Annotated in this window: 17 protein-coding genes and 1 pseudogene; 8 read left to right on the forward strand and 10 right to left on the reverse strand. The window is 74.1% G+C overall.

The genetic code is table 11. The features are described from left to right. Positions 1-218 precede the first annotated feature (218 nt). Positions 219-860, reverse strand: coding sequence for a hypothetical protein (locus tag AB0M54_RS23535; RefSeq protein WP_364326766.1), 642 nt, complete (start codon positions 858-860; stop codon positions 219-221). Positions 861-1,147: 287 nt separating this feature from the next. Between AB0M54_RS23535 and AB0M54_RS23540 the strand changes: the two genes are divergently transcribed. After that, a complete protein-coding gene (locus tag AB0M54_RS23540) occupies positions 1,148-1,351 on the forward strand; it encodes a cold-shock protein (protein ID WP_116503721.1) in 204 nt (67 codons plus the stop codon). A gap of 216 nt (positions 1,352-1,567) precedes the next feature. On the opposite strand, the gene AB0M54_RS23545 is transcribed toward AB0M54_RS23540, so the two are convergent. After that, a complete protein-coding gene (locus tag AB0M54_RS23545) occupies positions 1,568-2,629 on the reverse strand; it encodes a carboxypeptidase-like regulatory domain-containing protein (RefSeq protein ID WP_364326763.1) in 1,062 nt (353 codons plus the stop codon). Between the two features lie 123 nt (positions 2,630-2,752). Here AB0M54_RS23545 and AB0M54_RS23550 point away from each other — a divergent pair, with 123 nt between their 5' ends. Further along, positions 2,753-3,148 carry a nuclear transport factor 2 family protein gene (locus AB0M54_RS23550; RefSeq protein ID WP_364326760.1) on the forward strand — a complete coding sequence of 132 codons (396 nt, stop codon included), beginning with the start codon at positions 2,753-2,755 and terminating at the stop codon, positions 3,146-3,148. A gap of 12 nt (positions 3,149-3,160) precedes the next feature. Beyond that, entirely contained in the window at positions 3,161-3,955 is a 795-nt protein-coding gene (locus AB0M54_RS23555; RefSeq protein WP_364473695.1) for a helix-turn-helix transcriptional regulator, read from the forward strand. Here the strand turns inward: AB0M54_RS23555 and AB0M54_RS23560 are convergent. Next, positions 3,952-4,755 carry a DNA-formamidopyrimidine glycosylase family protein gene (locus tag AB0M54_RS23560; protein ID WP_364326754.1) on the reverse strand — a complete coding sequence of 268 codons (804 nt, stop codon included), beginning with the start codon at positions 4,753-4,755 and terminating at the stop codon, positions 3,952-3,954. The two genes, AB0M54_RS23555 and AB0M54_RS23560, sit on opposite strands and share 4 nt — an antisense overlap. Positions 4,756-4,879: 124 nt before the next feature. On the opposite strand from AB0M54_RS23560, the pseudogene AB0M54_RS23565 reads away from it, so the two are divergent. The 3 genes and pseudogenes from AB0M54_RS23565 to AB0M54_RS23575 all read left to right on the forward strand — a co-directional run. Then, a pseudogene (locus AB0M54_RS23565) lies at positions 4,880-5,155 on the forward strand (NAD(P)H-binding protein); the annotation flags it as partial. 175 nt (positions 5,156-5,330) lie between these two features. Next, positions 5,331-5,525, forward strand: a complete 195-nt coding sequence (locus tag AB0M54_RS23570) for a hypothetical protein (protein ID WP_364473781.1) — start codon at positions 5,331-5,333, stop codon at positions 5,523-5,525. 46 nt (positions 5,526-5,571) lie between these two features. After that, on the forward strand, positions 5,572-7,362 hold the full coding sequence (locus AB0M54_RS23575; RefSeq protein WP_364326749.1) for an ATP-binding protein: 1,791 nt from the start codon (positions 5,572-5,574) through the stop codon (positions 7,360-7,362). Between the two features lie 7 nt (positions 7,363-7,369). On the opposite strand, the gene AB0M54_RS23580 is transcribed toward AB0M54_RS23575, so the two are convergent. The 7 genes from AB0M54_RS23580 to AB0M54_RS23610 are packed head-to-tail and all read right to left on the reverse strand — an operon-like array spanning position 7,370 to position 12,384. Beyond that, the gene (locus AB0M54_RS23580) at positions 7,370-8,374 is read right to left on the reverse strand and encodes a HAMP domain-containing sensor histidine kinase (protein WP_364326746.1); all 1,005 of its coding nucleotides are present in this window, start codon (positions 8,372-8,374) and stop codon (positions 7,370-7,372) included. Continuing rightward, the gene (locus tag AB0M54_RS23585) at positions 8,374-9,087 is read right to left on the reverse strand and encodes a response regulator transcription factor (RefSeq protein ID WP_364326743.1); all 714 of its coding nucleotides are present in this window, start codon (positions 9,085-9,087) and stop codon (positions 8,374-8,376) included. The genes AB0M54_RS23580 and AB0M54_RS23585 overlap by 1 nt, the downstream gene beginning before the upstream one ends. Next, positions 9,080-9,316: a hypothetical protein gene (locus AB0M54_RS23590; RefSeq protein WP_364326740.1), complete on the reverse strand. Its 237-nt coding sequence runs from the start codon at positions 9,314-9,316 to the stop codon at positions 9,080-9,082. The genes AB0M54_RS23585 and AB0M54_RS23590 overlap by 8 nt, the downstream gene beginning before the upstream one ends. Beyond that, positions 9,313-10,500 (reverse strand): molybdopterin-dependent oxidoreductase, encoded by a 1,188-nt coding sequence (locus AB0M54_RS23595; RefSeq protein WP_364473697.1) that lies wholly within the window; start codon positions 10,498-10,500, stop codon positions 9,313-9,315. The genes AB0M54_RS23590 and AB0M54_RS23595 overlap by 4 nt, the downstream gene beginning before the upstream one ends. Next, positions 10,473-11,117, reverse strand: coding sequence for a methyltransferase domain-containing protein (locus AB0M54_RS23600; protein WP_364326735.1), 645 nt, complete (start codon positions 11,115-11,117; stop codon positions 10,473-10,475). The genes AB0M54_RS23595 and AB0M54_RS23600 overlap by 28 nt, the downstream gene beginning before the upstream one ends. Next, positions 11,114-11,728, reverse strand: coding sequence for a TIGR04282 family arsenosugar biosynthesis glycosyltransferase (locus AB0M54_RS23605; protein WP_364473699.1), 615 nt, complete (start codon positions 11,726-11,728; stop codon positions 11,114-11,116). Before AB0M54_RS23605 ends, AB0M54_RS23600 begins: the two co-directional genes overlap by 4 nt. After that, entirely contained in the window at positions 11,725-12,384 is a 660-nt protein-coding gene (locus AB0M54_RS23610) for a glycosyltransferase family 2 protein (protein WP_364326729.1), read from the reverse strand. Before AB0M54_RS23610 ends, AB0M54_RS23605 begins: the two co-directional genes overlap by 4 nt. Before the next feature lie 114 nt (positions 12,385-12,498). Here AB0M54_RS23610 and AB0M54_RS23615 point away from each other — a divergent pair, with 114 nt between their 5' ends. Continuing rightward, positions 12,499-13,542, forward strand: coding sequence for an NAD-dependent epimerase/dehydratase family protein (locus AB0M54_RS23615; protein WP_364326726.1), 1,044 nt, complete (start codon positions 12,499-12,501; stop codon positions 13,540-13,542). Next, entirely contained in the window at positions 13,539-14,999 is a 1,461-nt protein-coding gene (locus AB0M54_RS23620; RefSeq protein WP_364473700.1) for a hypothetical protein, read from the forward strand. The genes AB0M54_RS23615 and AB0M54_RS23620 overlap by 4 nt, the downstream gene beginning before the upstream one ends. Positions 15,000-15,135 lie beyond the last annotated feature (136 nt).

Here is a 15,135-nt window from a genome sequence, read left to right on the forward strand (position 1 = left end):
GTTGCGGATCGCAAGTCAACGTGAACGTCGTTCTTACTCTGAGCACCCGACCCATCGGGCACCGCGCTTTCGCAAAGCGACTCAGCAGGCGTTCGCCCAGGTCCGTCACGTCCGGGCCGACTCGGCCCAGCCCCCGACCGTGCCCGGCAAAGGCGCGGTCGTCGTGGACGATCACGGGGCGAGCGCGGTCGTCCGTGGACGATCACCGGGCGAGCCGCTCAGCGCGTCAAGGCGAGCGCCAGGACGATCGGCCGCGGCTGGCCCGGCCAGGCGCCGGTGAGTGCGGGAAGCGTGGACGGCGGCGGGACGGTGAGTTCGAGGCCGCGTACGACGGTCAGGATCAACGGGGTGCTGATGATCGAGGTGACCTCGTCGCTGTCCAGTACGCCGTCGACCTGGCCGATCGCCGGGACGGGGCGGGCGTCGGCGACCGTCGAGGCGATGCTCATGGACGGCTCGCGGCGTTCGAGCCGGCCGTCCACCTCGATGTGTTCCTCGGCCTGCCCGTCGCCCCGGAGAACCGCGGCGGCCAGGGCGGCCACGTAGACCGGATCGCCGCACGCGTCGTAGACCCAGCGCTTGCCCAGGACCGAGTGCTCGCAGGTGCCGACGAGCGAGGCGTCGCGGCCGGGCAGCGGGGCGTCCCGGTAGGTCAGGGGAACCTGGTACACGAGTTCGTCGCCGGCGCTGACCAGCAGGGTCTCCACGCCGACCTCGCCCGCCGGGTCGTCGAACCGGAAGGCGGCCAGCCGGGTCAGCCGTGGTTCCGCCGGGCCACGGAACCACCGCTTGCCGGGCAGCCAGCCGGCGAGCAACTCAAGCTTGGACGGGTGAATTTCCGCTCGATGCAGGATCGCCATCCCCGGATCATCCCAGGACACACCGACGGACCGGACCCCACGGGCAGGCGCGGGGACCAGGAAAAGTTGGCTAGAAAAGGTTACTTCGAGCCCGTTGGCGGGGTCCGCGGCGATCATGTGCTACCTTGGCCTGGTTGCAGATTTGGTTTCCGTAGACGTTTTGGGCGCCTGATGGGTTATCTGAAACCCCGTGCAGGCGCCTTTTGTCGTGTCGTTCCGACGCGGTTGATCAAGCGGCGGCGAATGAATCCGCACAGTGCGGATTCCAACAGCCTGAAAGGGCAGACATGGCTACAGGTACCGTGAAGTGGTTCAACGCCGACAAGGGCTTCGGCTTCATCAGCCCGGACGATGGCGGCGCTGACGTCTTCGCCCACTTCTCCGCGATCTCGGCGAGTGGCTTCCGCAGCCTCGACGAGAACCAGAAGGTGGAGTTCGACATCACCCAGGGCCAGAAGGGCCCGCAGGCGGAGAACATCCGCCCGCTCTGATCCACCATACGTACGGCGGTCCGACTGGTTCAGCGGGCCGCCGTTCGGCTTTCTAAGATCACGTACGGCGGCCCGGCTGATTCAGCGGGTCGCCGTTCGGCGTTTCATGTGGCGATCGTCACCGGCACGGAGGCCGCCTCACGCGGCAGTCGCCACCTGGACGAGGGCCGCTTCATGTGACGGTGGTCACCTGGACGCCGCCTCAGGCGGCGGTCGTCACCGGGACGGGGGCGGCACGGTACGCAGCACCGCGGTCGGGGCGTCGGCGATGCGCGGACCGCCTGCGCCGACCGGCGCCGGCGCCGGGCCTGCGGCGGGGGCTGGGGCCGGGAGCACGGCATCGGGGCCGTTCCGGCGGCGGAGCAGCATCAGCACCAGGGCGCCCAGGCCCACGGCGACCAGCAGACCGCCCAAAATCGAGAACAGCAGCAGCGAATCACCGCCACCCTGGCCACCGGCGGCCCGGAGGGCGGCCGGCGGCGACGCCACGGCGGCGACTTCCTCGGCCGCCGGCGACTCGGCCGCCACGGGCGCACTCGCCACCGCGGAAGGCGACGGCGGTGGTGTGGACGGCGCGGCCACCGCGGCCATGGTCAGCCGCACGGTCGCGGCGCCGCCGGCGGTGCCCTGGGCCGACGCGCGAGCGGCGCGGTAGCCGTCCTTGCCCGCGGCGACCGTGATGAGGCCGGTGGCGATCGGCTTGCTGTCGCTCGACCTGATCGAGAACATGCCGTTCCCGTCGCTGGTCGTCCGGAAGTTGTGCCCGGCGCTGTCCCGCACGGTCACGTTCGCGCCACGGATCGCCTTCCCGCCGGCGTCGCGGACCCGGCCGGAGACCTGGCTCACCGCGGACGGCGCGCGGTCCGAGCCGCGTACGAGAATCATCTTGTGGGCGAAGCCGGTCCGCCGACCGATCCGCACGGTGACCGCGAGGTTAAGACCGCTCTCCTGCCCCTCGCTGACCTGGGGCGCGACCACCGTCGCGGTGAAGGACGCGCTCTGACCGGCCCCGAGGTCCTTGGTCGCGGAACACCCGGCGGTGCATCGCAGGCCGCCGGACACGGCCACGAAAGCCCGTTCGGTCCCGCGATCGTTGTTGGTGACCCGGAAGCGCACCCGCACCGACGCGCCGGACTTCACGTTGTCCGACGACACGCTCTCGATGCTGATGGCGGGAGGGGCCGCCGCGACCGGGGCCGCGGACACCGCGAGGGCCGCGCCGGCCAGCACGATCAAGGCGGCGCCTCGGGCCCACCCGGCACGTCTACGCGTCGTCACGTCAGTTACCTTCCCGCGAGCGAGCGACACCGGTCGATGACGCCGCGGCCACTATGCCCTGTCGCGGGTGGGGGTACAAACTGGCCCAGGTAGCCGGCTCGGAGCGTGGTTACGGTTGCCGCCATGGATTTCCCTGTCGTCCAGCGACTGATCGACGCCATCAACGCGCACGACCTCGACGCGCTCGTCGCCACCTTCGCCGAAGACTTCACCTGCACCTGGCCGGCCCATCCGGCCCGATCGTTCGACACCCCGGACCAGGTCCGCCGGAACTGGGCCTCCATCTTCGAGCGGTTCCCCGAGGTCGACATCTCGGTGACCCGGTCGGTCGTGTCGGCCGACGAGTTCTGGGGCGAGTTCCACTACGTGCTGCCCGGCGCGGCCGACATGCGCGGCGTGATCATCATCAAGGTGCGCGACGACGCGATCGTCCAGTCACGGTTCTACATGGAGGAGGTCGAGCACACCCCGGTGCCGCACCCCATGCCGAGCGTGGCGGCCGGTACGTCCGCGGGCTGACACAATGGCCGGGTGCCAGAGGACGACTTCGGGAGCGCGCTCCGAGAGCTGCGGGCGCGGGTCTCGCCCGAGTCCGCCGGGATCCCGGCCTCGCCGCCTCGTCACCGCCGGGTGCCCGGCCTGCGCCGCGCCGAGCTGGCCGGCCGGGCCGGTGTCTCCGAGGAACACCTCAAACGGATGGAGCAGGGCCGCCGCCGGCCGTCACCGAGCGTGGTCGACGCGCTCGCCGGGGCTCTGCGGCTCAGCGCCGGCCAGCACGAACACCTGCGTACGCTCGCCGGGTACGCCCCACCGCCGGCCCGGGCCGGCCTGGTACCACGCGAGATCACCCCGGCGGCGAGGCGGATGCTCGACCGGCTGACCGAGGTGCCGGCCTGTGTCTGCGACGCGACCTGGTCGGTGCTGGCCGGCAACGAGCGCTGGAACGCGTACGCCTGCCCCTCGCGGTCGGCGCACGGCCGGGACCGGAACATGGCCTGGCGGGTCTTCACCGAGGCGGAAACCGATGTCTTCCGTACGCCCGGCCACCTCGCCGCCGTCCGCGCCTCGATGGTGGCCGGGCTGCGCGCCGCCGCCCACCGTTATCCCGCCGACCCCGAGCTCCGCTCGCTGATCGCCGACCTCCGCGCGCTCGGCGACGGGTTCGTCCGGCTCTGGGAGGACCCGGCCGCCCACCCGGACGGCCTCGACCGGCTGCGGGTCCCGGACGGCCGGGGCGGGCGTACCTCGTTCGACAAGGACGTGTTGACCCTCACGCCGGGAGACCTGCGGCTGGTCGTCTTCACGCAGCCGGCGACCGCGGCCTAACGGGCCTGTTCCACGCTGCACCACCAGCTCGTACGCCCACCGACCTTGCTCATCGCCATCGGCGCGCCGTCGCGCGGGCAGTGGCCGCCCGCGACCCGGAACGGGATCACCTCGAGCGTGTGCACCCCGCCCTCCTTGATCGCCGACCGCACGGCCCGGCGCGTCGCCCGCAGCAGGCGATCGATGTCGTCGCTGGCGAGCCGGTCGACGCGGCGGCCGGGGTTGATCCGCGCCGACCACAGGATCTGGTCGGCCAGCAGGTTGCCGATGCCGGCGACCGCGCCCTGGTCGAGCAGGCGCGCCTTGACCGGGGCGGTGCCGCCCGCGAGCGCCGCCCGGAACTGGCCCGGTGTCATCGTCGCCGCGTCCGGGCCCAGGGCCTCCACCGGCGGGTCCAGCCGGACACGGCCGAGCCGACGGGGGTCGACCAGCATCAGGCGCCCACCGTCGGCGAAGCTCAAGGAGAAGCGGGACCACCGGTAGTCGCCGGCCCGGCGGCGGCCCTCCCAGTAGTCGCCGCCGTCGATCTCGCTGCCGTCCGGGTCGGCGATCACGATCTTGCCGGACATGCCGAGGTGAATGCCCAGCTCGGGGCCGTCGTCGCTGGTGTCGCACCACATGCTCTTGCCCCGGCGATGGGCCACCACCAGCTCCAGGCCGACCAGCGCGTCCCTGATCTGGCCGGGAAGATGAGGGCGGCAGACGTACGGGTCGGAGTCGTCCACGTCGACGATCTTGCGACCGAGGCCGGCCCGTTCGATGACCGCGCGGGCCGACTCGACCTCCGGCAGCTCCGGCATGTTTCCTCCCGACCGACAGGTGCTCGCCCCCCGGCATGGTTACCTCAAAGTGCCTTCTTCCCGACGGAAACCTGCTCTCCTACGGTAATCAAGAACCTTGAACGCCTCGAGAGAAGAGCAACCCATGTCCCGCATCACCGTCATCGGCGGCACCGGGTACGCCGGATCGGCCATCGTCGCGGAGGCCGCCGCCCGTGGTCACGACGTCACCGTGCTGAGCCGCTCGCTTCCGGCCGAGGGCGTCCCGGGCGTGACCTACGTCCAGGGCGACGCCGCGGGCGAGGCGGCGCTGTCCTCGGTCATCTCCGGTGCGGAGGTCGTGGTGGGCGCCCTCGCGCCGCGCGGCCCGCTGGCCGAGTCCTTCCGCGACGTGTACCGCTCGATCGCGCGGCTGGCCGACACCAACGGGGCGCGGCTGTACCTGGTCGGCGGCTTCTCGTCGCTGCGCCCGGCGGCCGGGGCCCCGCGGTTCGTGACCGACCTCAGCCACGCCGGCCGAGTTCCACCACGAGATCCGCGCCGGGGCGGCCGTCGTCATCGAGGATCTCCCGGCCACGCCGGAGTCGCTCAACTGGGTGTTCGTGAGCCCGGCCGGCGGGTTCGGCTCGTACGCGCCCGGCGAGCGGCGGGGCGAGTACCGGCTCGGCGGCGACATCGCCGTTCAGCCCGACGGCGGCGGGGAGATCTCCGGTGTGGACTACGCGCTCGGGTTCGTCGATCTGATCGAGAAGGGCGACCACCACCGGGCGCACGTCAACCTCGCGTACTGAGTCGAATCGGTGCGGCCCGCGCGGCCGCGGGCGTAGCGTCTAGGTGGTGATCAGGCGTGGGCTCCCTGCCGCGCCGGGACGCCGGCGCTCCGCGTGGCTGCTGTTGTCGGTGGTCACGCTGGGATTGTGCGGGACGCTGCTGGCCGCGGCCGCGCTGCTGCACGCGGAGCGCGAGCGGGTCACCCGCGCCCTGGCGCTGCAGGCAGCCCTGGTGCAGACCCTGGTCACCGGGGAGATCCGCCGGTACACCGGGTTCCTGTCCGACCTCGCCGCGGCGCTGGGCGCCCAGTCCCGGCTCGAGGCGCCCGAGTTCGCCGCGATGACCGCGCAGGTGGACCGGGAGCGGCTGCCCGGCGCGTCCGCGCTGAGCATGGTCGTGCCGGCGTCGCTGGACCGCATCCCGCAGGTGCAGGCCTACTGGCGGGCGCGGGGCGTGACCGGGCTGACGCTGCGGCCGAACGGCGCCGCCGACGAACACCGCTTCGTCGTGCTCAGCCGCACCCTGGACGGCACGGGCTCGGCGGTGGGGCGCGACCTGACCGCGTCGGGTGAGGCGTCCGAGGCGCTCCGGCAGGCCCGCGACACGGGTACGGTGACCGCGAGCCGCACCTACCGGCTGTTGCGCGACGCGTTGCTGCCGGTCGAGGACCAGCAGTTGTCGTTCCTGTTCGCCGCTCCGATCCGGGCCACCTCACCCGAGGCCGCGGACGTCGGCGAGTTCCGCGGCTGGCTGGTCATGGGCCTGCGGGGTGAGGATTTCCTGCGGCAGACGATCGGGCTCGCCGCCGGTGACGGGGTGGCCGTGACGCTGTCCGACGGCACGGCCGGCGATGTTGTCCCGGTCGCCGGGTGGCGGCCCGCCGTCCGGCTCGACACCACGACCCCGGCGCTCGTGGTCACCGTTCCCGCGGCCCAGCGGGCCTGGCAGCTCGCGGTGGCGCCGACCGTGCGGCTGCTGCCCGGCGGCCGGCACAGCAGCGTGCTCGCCCTGCTGATCGGGGGCACGCTGACCGCGTTGCTGGCGGTCCTCATCCGTACGGTGCTGACGTCCCGCGACCGCGCGGTCCGCCAGGTCGAGGTGGCCACGGCGGCGCTGCGTGAGGACATCGCCCGCCGGGAGGCGGTCGAGGCCCAGCTGCGGCACCGCGAGATCGAGCTGAAGGGCTTCGCCGGGGTGGTCGCCCACGACCTGCGCAATCCGCTGGCCCGGGTCATCGGGTACGCCGACGTGCTGCGCGAACACGTCGCCACGATGCCGCCGGAGCAGGGGATGTTCCTGGACCGGTTGCAGGCCGGCACGAGTCAGATGCAGCAGTTGATCGACGACCTGCTCGACTACGCCACCGCCGACAACCGGGTCCTGGAGCCGGTCCGGGTCGACCTCGACGAGCTCGTCGCCGCGGTCCTGCACGACCGCGTCGGCCCGGGACCGGGGCCGCGGCCGACGGTCGTGCTGGGCGCCTTGCCGGTGGTCGAGGGTGATCCCACGCTGCTGCGGCAGGTGTTCGACAACCTGATCGGCAACGCGCTCAAGTACACCCGGAGCGGCGAGGCGGCCCAGGTCGAGATCGACGCGATGCCGGCCGGCGACGACGGCTGGCGGATCGAGGTCCGCGACCGTGGCATCGGCATCCCGCCGGATCAGCGGGCGGCCGTGTTCGACGCTTTCGTCCGCGCGCCGGGCGGCCGCCCGTACCCGGGAACCGGTCTTGGTCTGGCCATCGTGGCGCGCATCATCGAGCGGCACGGCGGCCGGATCGACATCGAGGACAACCCGGGCGGCGGCAGTCTCTTCTGGTTCACCCTCAAGCAGCGGGTCCGCGAGGTCGTGGCGTAAGCGCAGGTCAGGCCGCGGGGAGGCGGACCTCGAACCGGCAGCCGCCGGTCACGTTGCGGACGCCGACGCGGCCGCCGTGGGCCTCGACCAGGCCGCGCACGATGGCCAGGCCGAGCCCGCCGCCCGCGCCGGACGGGGTGCGGGCCCGCTCGCCCCGGAACGCGACGTCGAACACCCGGCCCAGGTCGTCGGCCGGGATGCCGCCGCAGGTGTCGGAGACGGCCAGCCACACGTCGCCGCGGTCGTGCCCGGCCGCGATGTGCACGGTGCCGTCGGCCGGCGTGTAGCGGACCGAGTTGATCAGCAGGTTGCGGACCACCCGGGCCAGTTCCGGTTCGCCGGCGCGCACCACGGGCCAGCCCGTCTCGGGGGCGAGCACGGTGATCCGGCGGCTGGCGGCCAGCGGCGCCACCCCGGCGATCGCGTCGGACACCACGTCGTGCAGCGGCACCGAGGTCGGCACCAGGCGCAGGGCGCCCGCGTTGATCCGGGACAGCTCGAACAGGTCGTCGACGAGCTGGGTCATCCGGTCGGTCTCGACGCGGATCCGCCGGTGGTAGTCGGCGGCGGTCACCGGGTCGGCCACCACGCCGTCCTCCAGGGCCTCGGCCATCGCGCGCAGGCCGGCCAGCGGCGTACGCAGATCATGCGAGACCCAGGCGACCAGCTCGCGCCGCCCCGCCTCGAGCGAGCGCTCGCGTTGCCGCGCCGCCCGCGCCCACACCGCGGCGGCGGCCAGCCGCCGCCCGAACAACCCGCCGACGAGCAGGCTCACCACCGCCGACGCGGCCACCGTGACCAGCACGACGTTCAGGTCGTGCCCGGACAGGAACATCGCGAACGCGACCGCGCCCACCCCGGCCACGACGGCGAGCACGGTCACCGCGAGCAGCACCATGATGTGCACCAGGATCGACCGGCCCCGCAGCAGCCGCAGGACGACCGCGCCCAGCCCGGCCACCACCGCGCCGGCCAGCAGCGCGTAGAGGCCGATCAGCAGCATGTCGGACATCAGCGCACCGACTCGTAGCGGTAGCCGACGCCCCACACGGTGAGGATGCGGCTCGGCGCGGCCGGATCGGTCTCGATCTTCTCCCGCAGCCGCCGCACGTGCACCGTGACCGTCGACTGGTCGCCGAACTGCCAGCCCCACACCTTGCCCAGCAGGTCGGTGCGGGACCAGGCCCGGCCCGGGTTGCGCAGCAGGAACGCCAGCAGGTCGAACTCGCGGCCGGTCAGCGCGAGCGGCGCGCCGGCCAGCGTCGCGGTCCGCCGGGCGGTGTCCGCGGTCAGGTCGCCGTCGGCCAGCATGGCCGGCCCGTCCGGGTCCTCGACCGGCGCGGCGGTGCGGCGCAGCACCGACCGGATGCGCAGGACCAGCTCGCGCGGCGAGAACGGCTTGGTCACGTAGTCGTCGGCGCCGACCTCGAGCCCGAGCACCCGGTCGGCCTCCTCGCCGAGCGCGGTCAGCATCACCACCGGCAGGTCGGGGTGTTGCCGGCGCACCCGGCGGCACACCTCGATGCCGTCGATCCCGGGCATCATCAGGTCGAGCACCACGAGGTCGGGCCGGCGGGTGGCGATGGCGGCCAGCCCGTCGGCCCCGTCGCCGGCCAGCGTCACGTCGTAGCCGGCCTGTTCGAGGTAGCGGCGCACGACGTCGCTGACCGTGCGGTCGTCATCGACCACCAGCACCTGATGTCCCACGCCGGACAGGCTACCCATCGCCGCCCGATTCAGGGCTTTCCGAAGTCTTACGGTTGCGGACACGCGCCACCACCGTGGTCACCGCGAGCAGGATCGGCATCCACACCCCGTCGTGCAGGACCAGCACGGCGGCGAGGAAGATCACCACCCCGGCCAGGCGGATGTCCGGGTCGGTGAGCAGGCCCAGCGCGGCGAAGGCCAGGACGGCCACCCCGGCCAGGACGAGCAGGGTACGCCCGCGGGTCACGACTCCTCCCGTACGGTGATCCGCCCGACCCACTTGGTCTGCAGCACCCCGGGCCGGTTGGGGGCGATGAGCCGGGCCGGATAGCCGTGGTCGGCGTGCAGCAGGTCGCCCCGCAGCCGCAGCGCGATCAGGGTCAGCGGGTCACGGACGTGTTCGGACGCCACCGTCGACACCCGGTAGCGGCCGCCGGCCTGCAGCGACTCGACCTCGGCGACGGCGTGCTCGGGGTCGGCGCCGGCCAGGGCGACGAGGTCACGCAGCCGCACACCGGTCCAGGTCGCGGTCGAGCTCCAGCCCTCGACGCAGGTGATCGGCAGGATCGCGGTGTGCTGCGGCAGGGCGTTCAGCGCGGCCAGGTCGAAGCTGAGCTCGCCGGTGGGTCCGGCCACGATCATCCGGTACGCCGGATCGTGGATCGCCGCGGCCACGCCGGCCGCGGTGGCGGTCTTGTTCACCGGCAGGCCCTGGGGACCCTCGTTCGGGCGGCGGGGCGCGAGCAGCGCGATCGGGGCGAGCGGCCGGACCGTCTGCCCGGCGGTGAACAGCGTGATCAGCCCGGCGGCGGCGCCCACCCCGAGCAGCAGCCGGCGCCGGTCGGGCGACATCCGCTCCGACCGCAGCCGCCTGGTGCCGAGGTGGATCAGCATCGCGCCGATCAGCAGCCAGGCCACCCAGTGGTGCGCGGCGGTGAAGAAGAAGGGCATCAGCGCGTACGTCTGGAAGATGTTGAGAATGCCGCTGACCACCTGGAACAGCGACGCGGCGACGAGCGCGGCGACGGCGCCCCGTTCGGCCGCGTGCCCGACCGTCCGGGCCGGTGGCCAGGTGAACAGGCGCGGGTAGACCGACCACAGCTTGGCCACGAGCAGCGGCGCCGAGGCGAGCCCGGTGATCACGTGCAGGCCCTGGGTGACCTGGTAGAGGCGGATCGGGCGGGACGGCCACCAGAACCAGCCGGGCGGGTGCTGGATGAGGTGGCTGAGCAGGCCGGTGACGAAGCAGACGGCGAACGCGAGGCCCAGCCACATCCCGAGGCGGCTGGTCAGCGCGGTGGACCGGAGCCCGGACGGGAAGGCGCCGGGCCGCCAGGGTCCGCGCCGCCACCGTTCCAGGGGCGCCGGTAGCGGGCTGAGCCAGTACCGCGTCAGCCGGCTGATCACCGCGGCGCGAGAGTGGCGAACCATCGCCCGGCCTCCGTCCAGACCCGCAGCGGGCGAAGCTCGGCCGCCGCGGCCAGGTCACCCACGTCGTTGGCGGCGACCGTGGCCCAGGCCAGCGCGGCCACCTCGCCGCGGTGGGCGACGTGGTGCGCGGTGGCATCGCCGGCCCAGCTCGGGGTGCCCGGCGGCGCCAGCTCCAGGTGCAGCCGGCCGTCGTCGCCGACCAGGTCGCGGCAGCGGCGCAGCAGCCGGGGCGGGTCGCCGCCGATGCCGATGTTGCCGTCGGCGAGCAGCAGGTGCTCCCAGCGGCCGGTGCCGGGCAGCGGGCCGAAGACGTCCCGCCGGACGGCCGTCGCGCCGCGCCGCCGGGCCATCCGCACGGCCGCGGCGCTGACGTCGATGCCGAGGCACGTCCGGCCCGCCGCGGCCAGGGCGGCGGTCAACCGGCCCGGACCGCAGCCCACGTCGAGGGTGGGGCCGGTGCAGGCGGCGAGCAGGCCGGCGTCGCCCGGGATGTCGTCGCGGCACCAGAGGGCCGGGTCGAGGATCAGCCCGCCGCCGGGGCCGTGCACCGCGAACGACGCCGGGACCTCGGCCTCGGCCCGGCGGAACACGGCGTCGAAGACCGCGGCGGCGCTCATCGGGCGGCCGCCACGGCCCGGGCGAACCGGCTCCGCGGCGGGCAGCCGCCGGCCACCGCGTACGCGTCGTCGGCGGTGTCGACATCGCGCAGGACGGGAAGCGCCGTGACCCGCAGGCCCTGGCGCCGCAACGCCTCCAGGGTCATCGCGCCGGTCTCCGGGGTCGAGGTCGGTATGTCGCGCAGCACCTCGGCGTACTCCCGGCGCCGCAGGCCGAGCAACCACCAGCCACCGTCCGCGGCCGGGCCCAGCACCGCGTCGGCCCGGGTCAGCGACCACATCGCCTGGTCCAGCGTGGCGGCCGTCAGCTGCGGGGTGTCCATGCCGATGAGCAGGGCGGGAGCGTCGTGGTCGGCGAAGGCGTTGGCCAGCCGCTCACCCAGCGGCCCGCCGCGCTGCGAGCTGGTCCGCCACCCCGGCGGGGCCGGGTAGGAGCCGTCGACCACCAGGACCCGCTCGGCGGCGGCCGACCCGGTGACCACGTCGAGGGTGTCGGCCAGCGCGGCGGCCGCGAGCCCGGCGGCCTGCTCCGGCGTCCAGGGTGGGCACAGCCGGGTCTTGACCCGGCCCGGCACCGGCGCCTTGGCCATCACCAGAATCCGCACGCTCATCGGGCCAGCACCACGCTCATGTCGCGGACGGCCCGGGCTGTGCCGCGCAGCGTGCCGGTCACCTTCGAGCGGGTGCCCGCGGCGCGCGGATGGTAGTCGACGTCCACCTCGACCACCGGCCAGCCGGCCCGTCCGGCGCTGATCAGCAGCTCCAGCGGGTAGCCGAACCGCCGGTCGCGCAGGCCGAGCGCGAGCAGGTCGGCGCGGCGGGCCGCGCGCATCGGGCCGATGTCGTGCACCGGCAGGCCGGCGGTGCGGCGCAACCGCCAGCTGAGCGCGGCGTTGGCGAGCCGCGCGTGCGCGGGCCAGACCCCGGCCGCCACCGGCCGGCGCCGTCCGACCGCGAGCCGGGCCGTCCCCTGCCGCACCGGGCCGGCGACCCGCGGCAGCTGCGCCGGGTCGAACGAGCCGTCGGCGTCCATCACGCAGACCACCCCGTCGTCCGGGTCGGCGGCCATCGTCCCGGCGTGCACCGCGGCGCCGTAGCCCGGCTCGGCCACCTCGATGACCATCGCGCCGTAGGCCCGGGCCACGTCGGCCGTGCCGTCGGTCGACCCGTTGTCGACCACGATCGGCCGGTAGCCCGGCGGCATCCGGGTCAGCAGGCCGGGCAGGGCACGAGCCTCGTCCCGGCAGGGCAGCACCACATCGCTCATACCCCGGAAAGCTAGTGACGGCCCGGCCGGAAAGGCCTTACGCGCCGATGACGAACCCTTACCGAACGATGACATCCGGTGAATCGGCCGCCGATCGCTCCTAGGGTCGGCACTATGGTTCATGTGCTCGTGACCGGCGGCGCCGGTTTCATCGGTTCCCATGTCGTCACCGCGTTGCTCGCGGAGGGACACGACGTCACCGTCATCGACTCCGGCAACCCCGCGGCCCACCGCGCGCCGCTGCCGGCCGACGTCGCCGGCGTCCCGGTCCGCCAGGTCGACGTGCGCGATCGCGCGGCGGTGGCGGCGGCGCTGACCGGTGTGGACGCCGTCGTGCACCAGGCGGCCATGGTCGGGCTCGGCGTCGACCTCGACGACCTGCCCGACTACGTCGGCTGCAACGACCTCGGCACGGCCGTGCTGCTGGCCGAGATGGCGCGCGCCGGGGTGCGGCGGCTGGTGCTGGCCAGCTCCATGGTGGTGTACGGCGAGGGCGCGTACACCTGCCCGCGGCACGGCCCGGTGCGCCCGCCGGCCCGCGACCGGTCCGATCTCGACGCCGGCCGGTTCGAGACCGCCTGCCCACGCTGTCACGCCGACCTCGCCTCCGAACAGGTCGACGAGGACGCCCCGCTCGACCCGCGCAGCGTCTACGCGGCCACGAAGGTCGCCCAGGAGCATCTGAGCGCGGCGTGGGCCCGGCAGAGCGGCGGCGCGGTGACCGCCCTGCGCTACCACAACGTGTACGGCCCCGGCATGCCGCGGGACACGCCGTACAGCGGGGTCGCGGCCATCTTCCGCTCCGCGTTGCAGGCCGGCCGCCCGCCCCGGGTCTTCGAGGACGGCGCCCAGCGACGCGACTTCGTGCACGTCCGCGACGTGGCCGCGGCCAACGTGGCGGCGCTGGAGGCCGACCGCCCCGGCTTCCGCGCCTACAACGTGGCGTCCGGCCGGCCCGCCACGATCGGCGCGATGGCCACCGCGCTCGCCACCGCCGCGGGTGGACCGGCGCCGCTGATCACCGGGGAATTCCGCCTCGGCGACGTCCGGCACGTGGTCGCCTCGGCCGACCGGGCCTCGGCCGAGCTCGGCTTCGCGGCGTCGATCGGGCTGGCCGACGGGATGGCCGAGTTCGCCACCGCCCCGCTCCGCGGATGAGGCCGGTCCGGTCACGGGCCGACCTGGCCGTCGCCTCGGGCGCGTTCGGGCTCTTCGCCCTCGCGTCCATCGCGGGCGTTCTGCTCTGGCTGGCCGGGCGCCCGGTGCACGCCAGCACCGCGCCGCTGTTCGCGCACTGGCGGCCCCATCTCGGCCCCGGCACCGTACCCGCGCTGGTGATCGCCGTTCTGGTCTGCCGCTACGGCTTCGAGCTGTCCCGCCGCCTGTCCTGGCGGAAGCTGTGCCTGCTCGCCTACGCCACCGCGGCGGCCTGGATCACCGCCCTGGCCCTGGTCGACGGCTGGCAACGCGGCCTGGCCGGGCGGCTCACCACCAAGTGGGAATACCTGCACGAGGTCCCCGGCGTCACCGACGTCGCGGCCATGCTGCGCGGCTTCACCGGCCGCATCCTCGACTTCCAGCCCGACTCGTGGACCACACACGTGTCCGGCCACCCGCCCGGGGCGCTGCTCGTCTTCCTCGCCCTCGACCGGATCGGCCTGTCCGGCGGCGGCTGGGCCGGCGTCCTCTGCATCCTGGCCGGCGCGGCCACCGCGGTCGCCGTGCCGCACACCGTCCGGCTGCTCGGCACCGAGGACGCGGCCCGGGCGGTCGTGCCGTTCCTCGTGCTGTTCCCCGGCGCCGTGTGGATCGGCGTCTCGGCCGACGGCCTCTTCGCCGGGGTCACCGCCACCGGCCTCGCCCTGCTCGCCGCCGGGGTCCGGCGCCGGTCGCCGGTGCGGCTGGTGGGCGCGGGCCTGCTGCTCGGCGCCGGGTGCTACCTGTCGTACGGGCTGGTGCTGATCGCCCCGATCGCGCTGGCGGTGGTCTGGCTCGGCCGGGCCCGGCTGCGCGACATGGCCTGGGTCACCGCCGGGGCGGCCGTGGTCGTGGCGGCGTTCACCCTGGCCGGCTTCAACTGGCTGACCGGCTACCACCTGGTGGTCGAGCGCTACTACCAGGGGGTGGCCGCGGACCGGGCGTACGCGTACTGGATCTGGGCGAACCTCGCCATCGTCCTGGCCGTCTCCGCGGGCCCGGCCGCAACCGTCATCCTGCGCCGCGCCGTTGTTCTGCTCCGCACACCCGCCGATCTGCTCCGCTCACCCGCCGGTCCGCCCAGCTCATCCGCCCGTCCGCTTCGCTCCCCCGCCGGCCTGTTCCGCTCCCCCGCCCGTGTGCTCCCCGCCGACCTCCCTGATCACGCCGGCCTTCGCGAACACGCCGGCCTTCGCGAACACGCCGGGCCGCTGCTGACCCTGGCCGCCACGGCCGCGATCGTCGCCGCCGACCTCTCCGGCTACAGCAAGGCTGAGGTCGAGCGCATCTGGCTGCCCTTCGTCGTCTGGCTGCCCGCCGCGGCCGCCCTCCTGCCGGTCGACCGCCGCCGCACCTGGCTGATCGCCCAGGCGACGGTCGCGCTGCTGGCCAACCACTTGTTACTAACTGGTTGGTAGCAAGCCGGCGCGCCTGCGTTGTCACCAACCAGAGAGCGAGGGCCGGCACCCAGCGAGAGCAGGCACGACGCGAGGGCGGGCACCGACGCGAGGGCCGGCCGGTGCGGATGGGACGGACCTTCAGCCGGAAGGGTGT

The sequence above is a fragment of the Actinoplanes sp. NPDC051470 genome, assembly GCF_040682035.1.
In the GTDB taxonomy this organism is placed as follows: Bacteria; Actinomycetota; Actinomycetes; order Mycobacteriales; family Micromonosporaceae; genus Actinoplanes.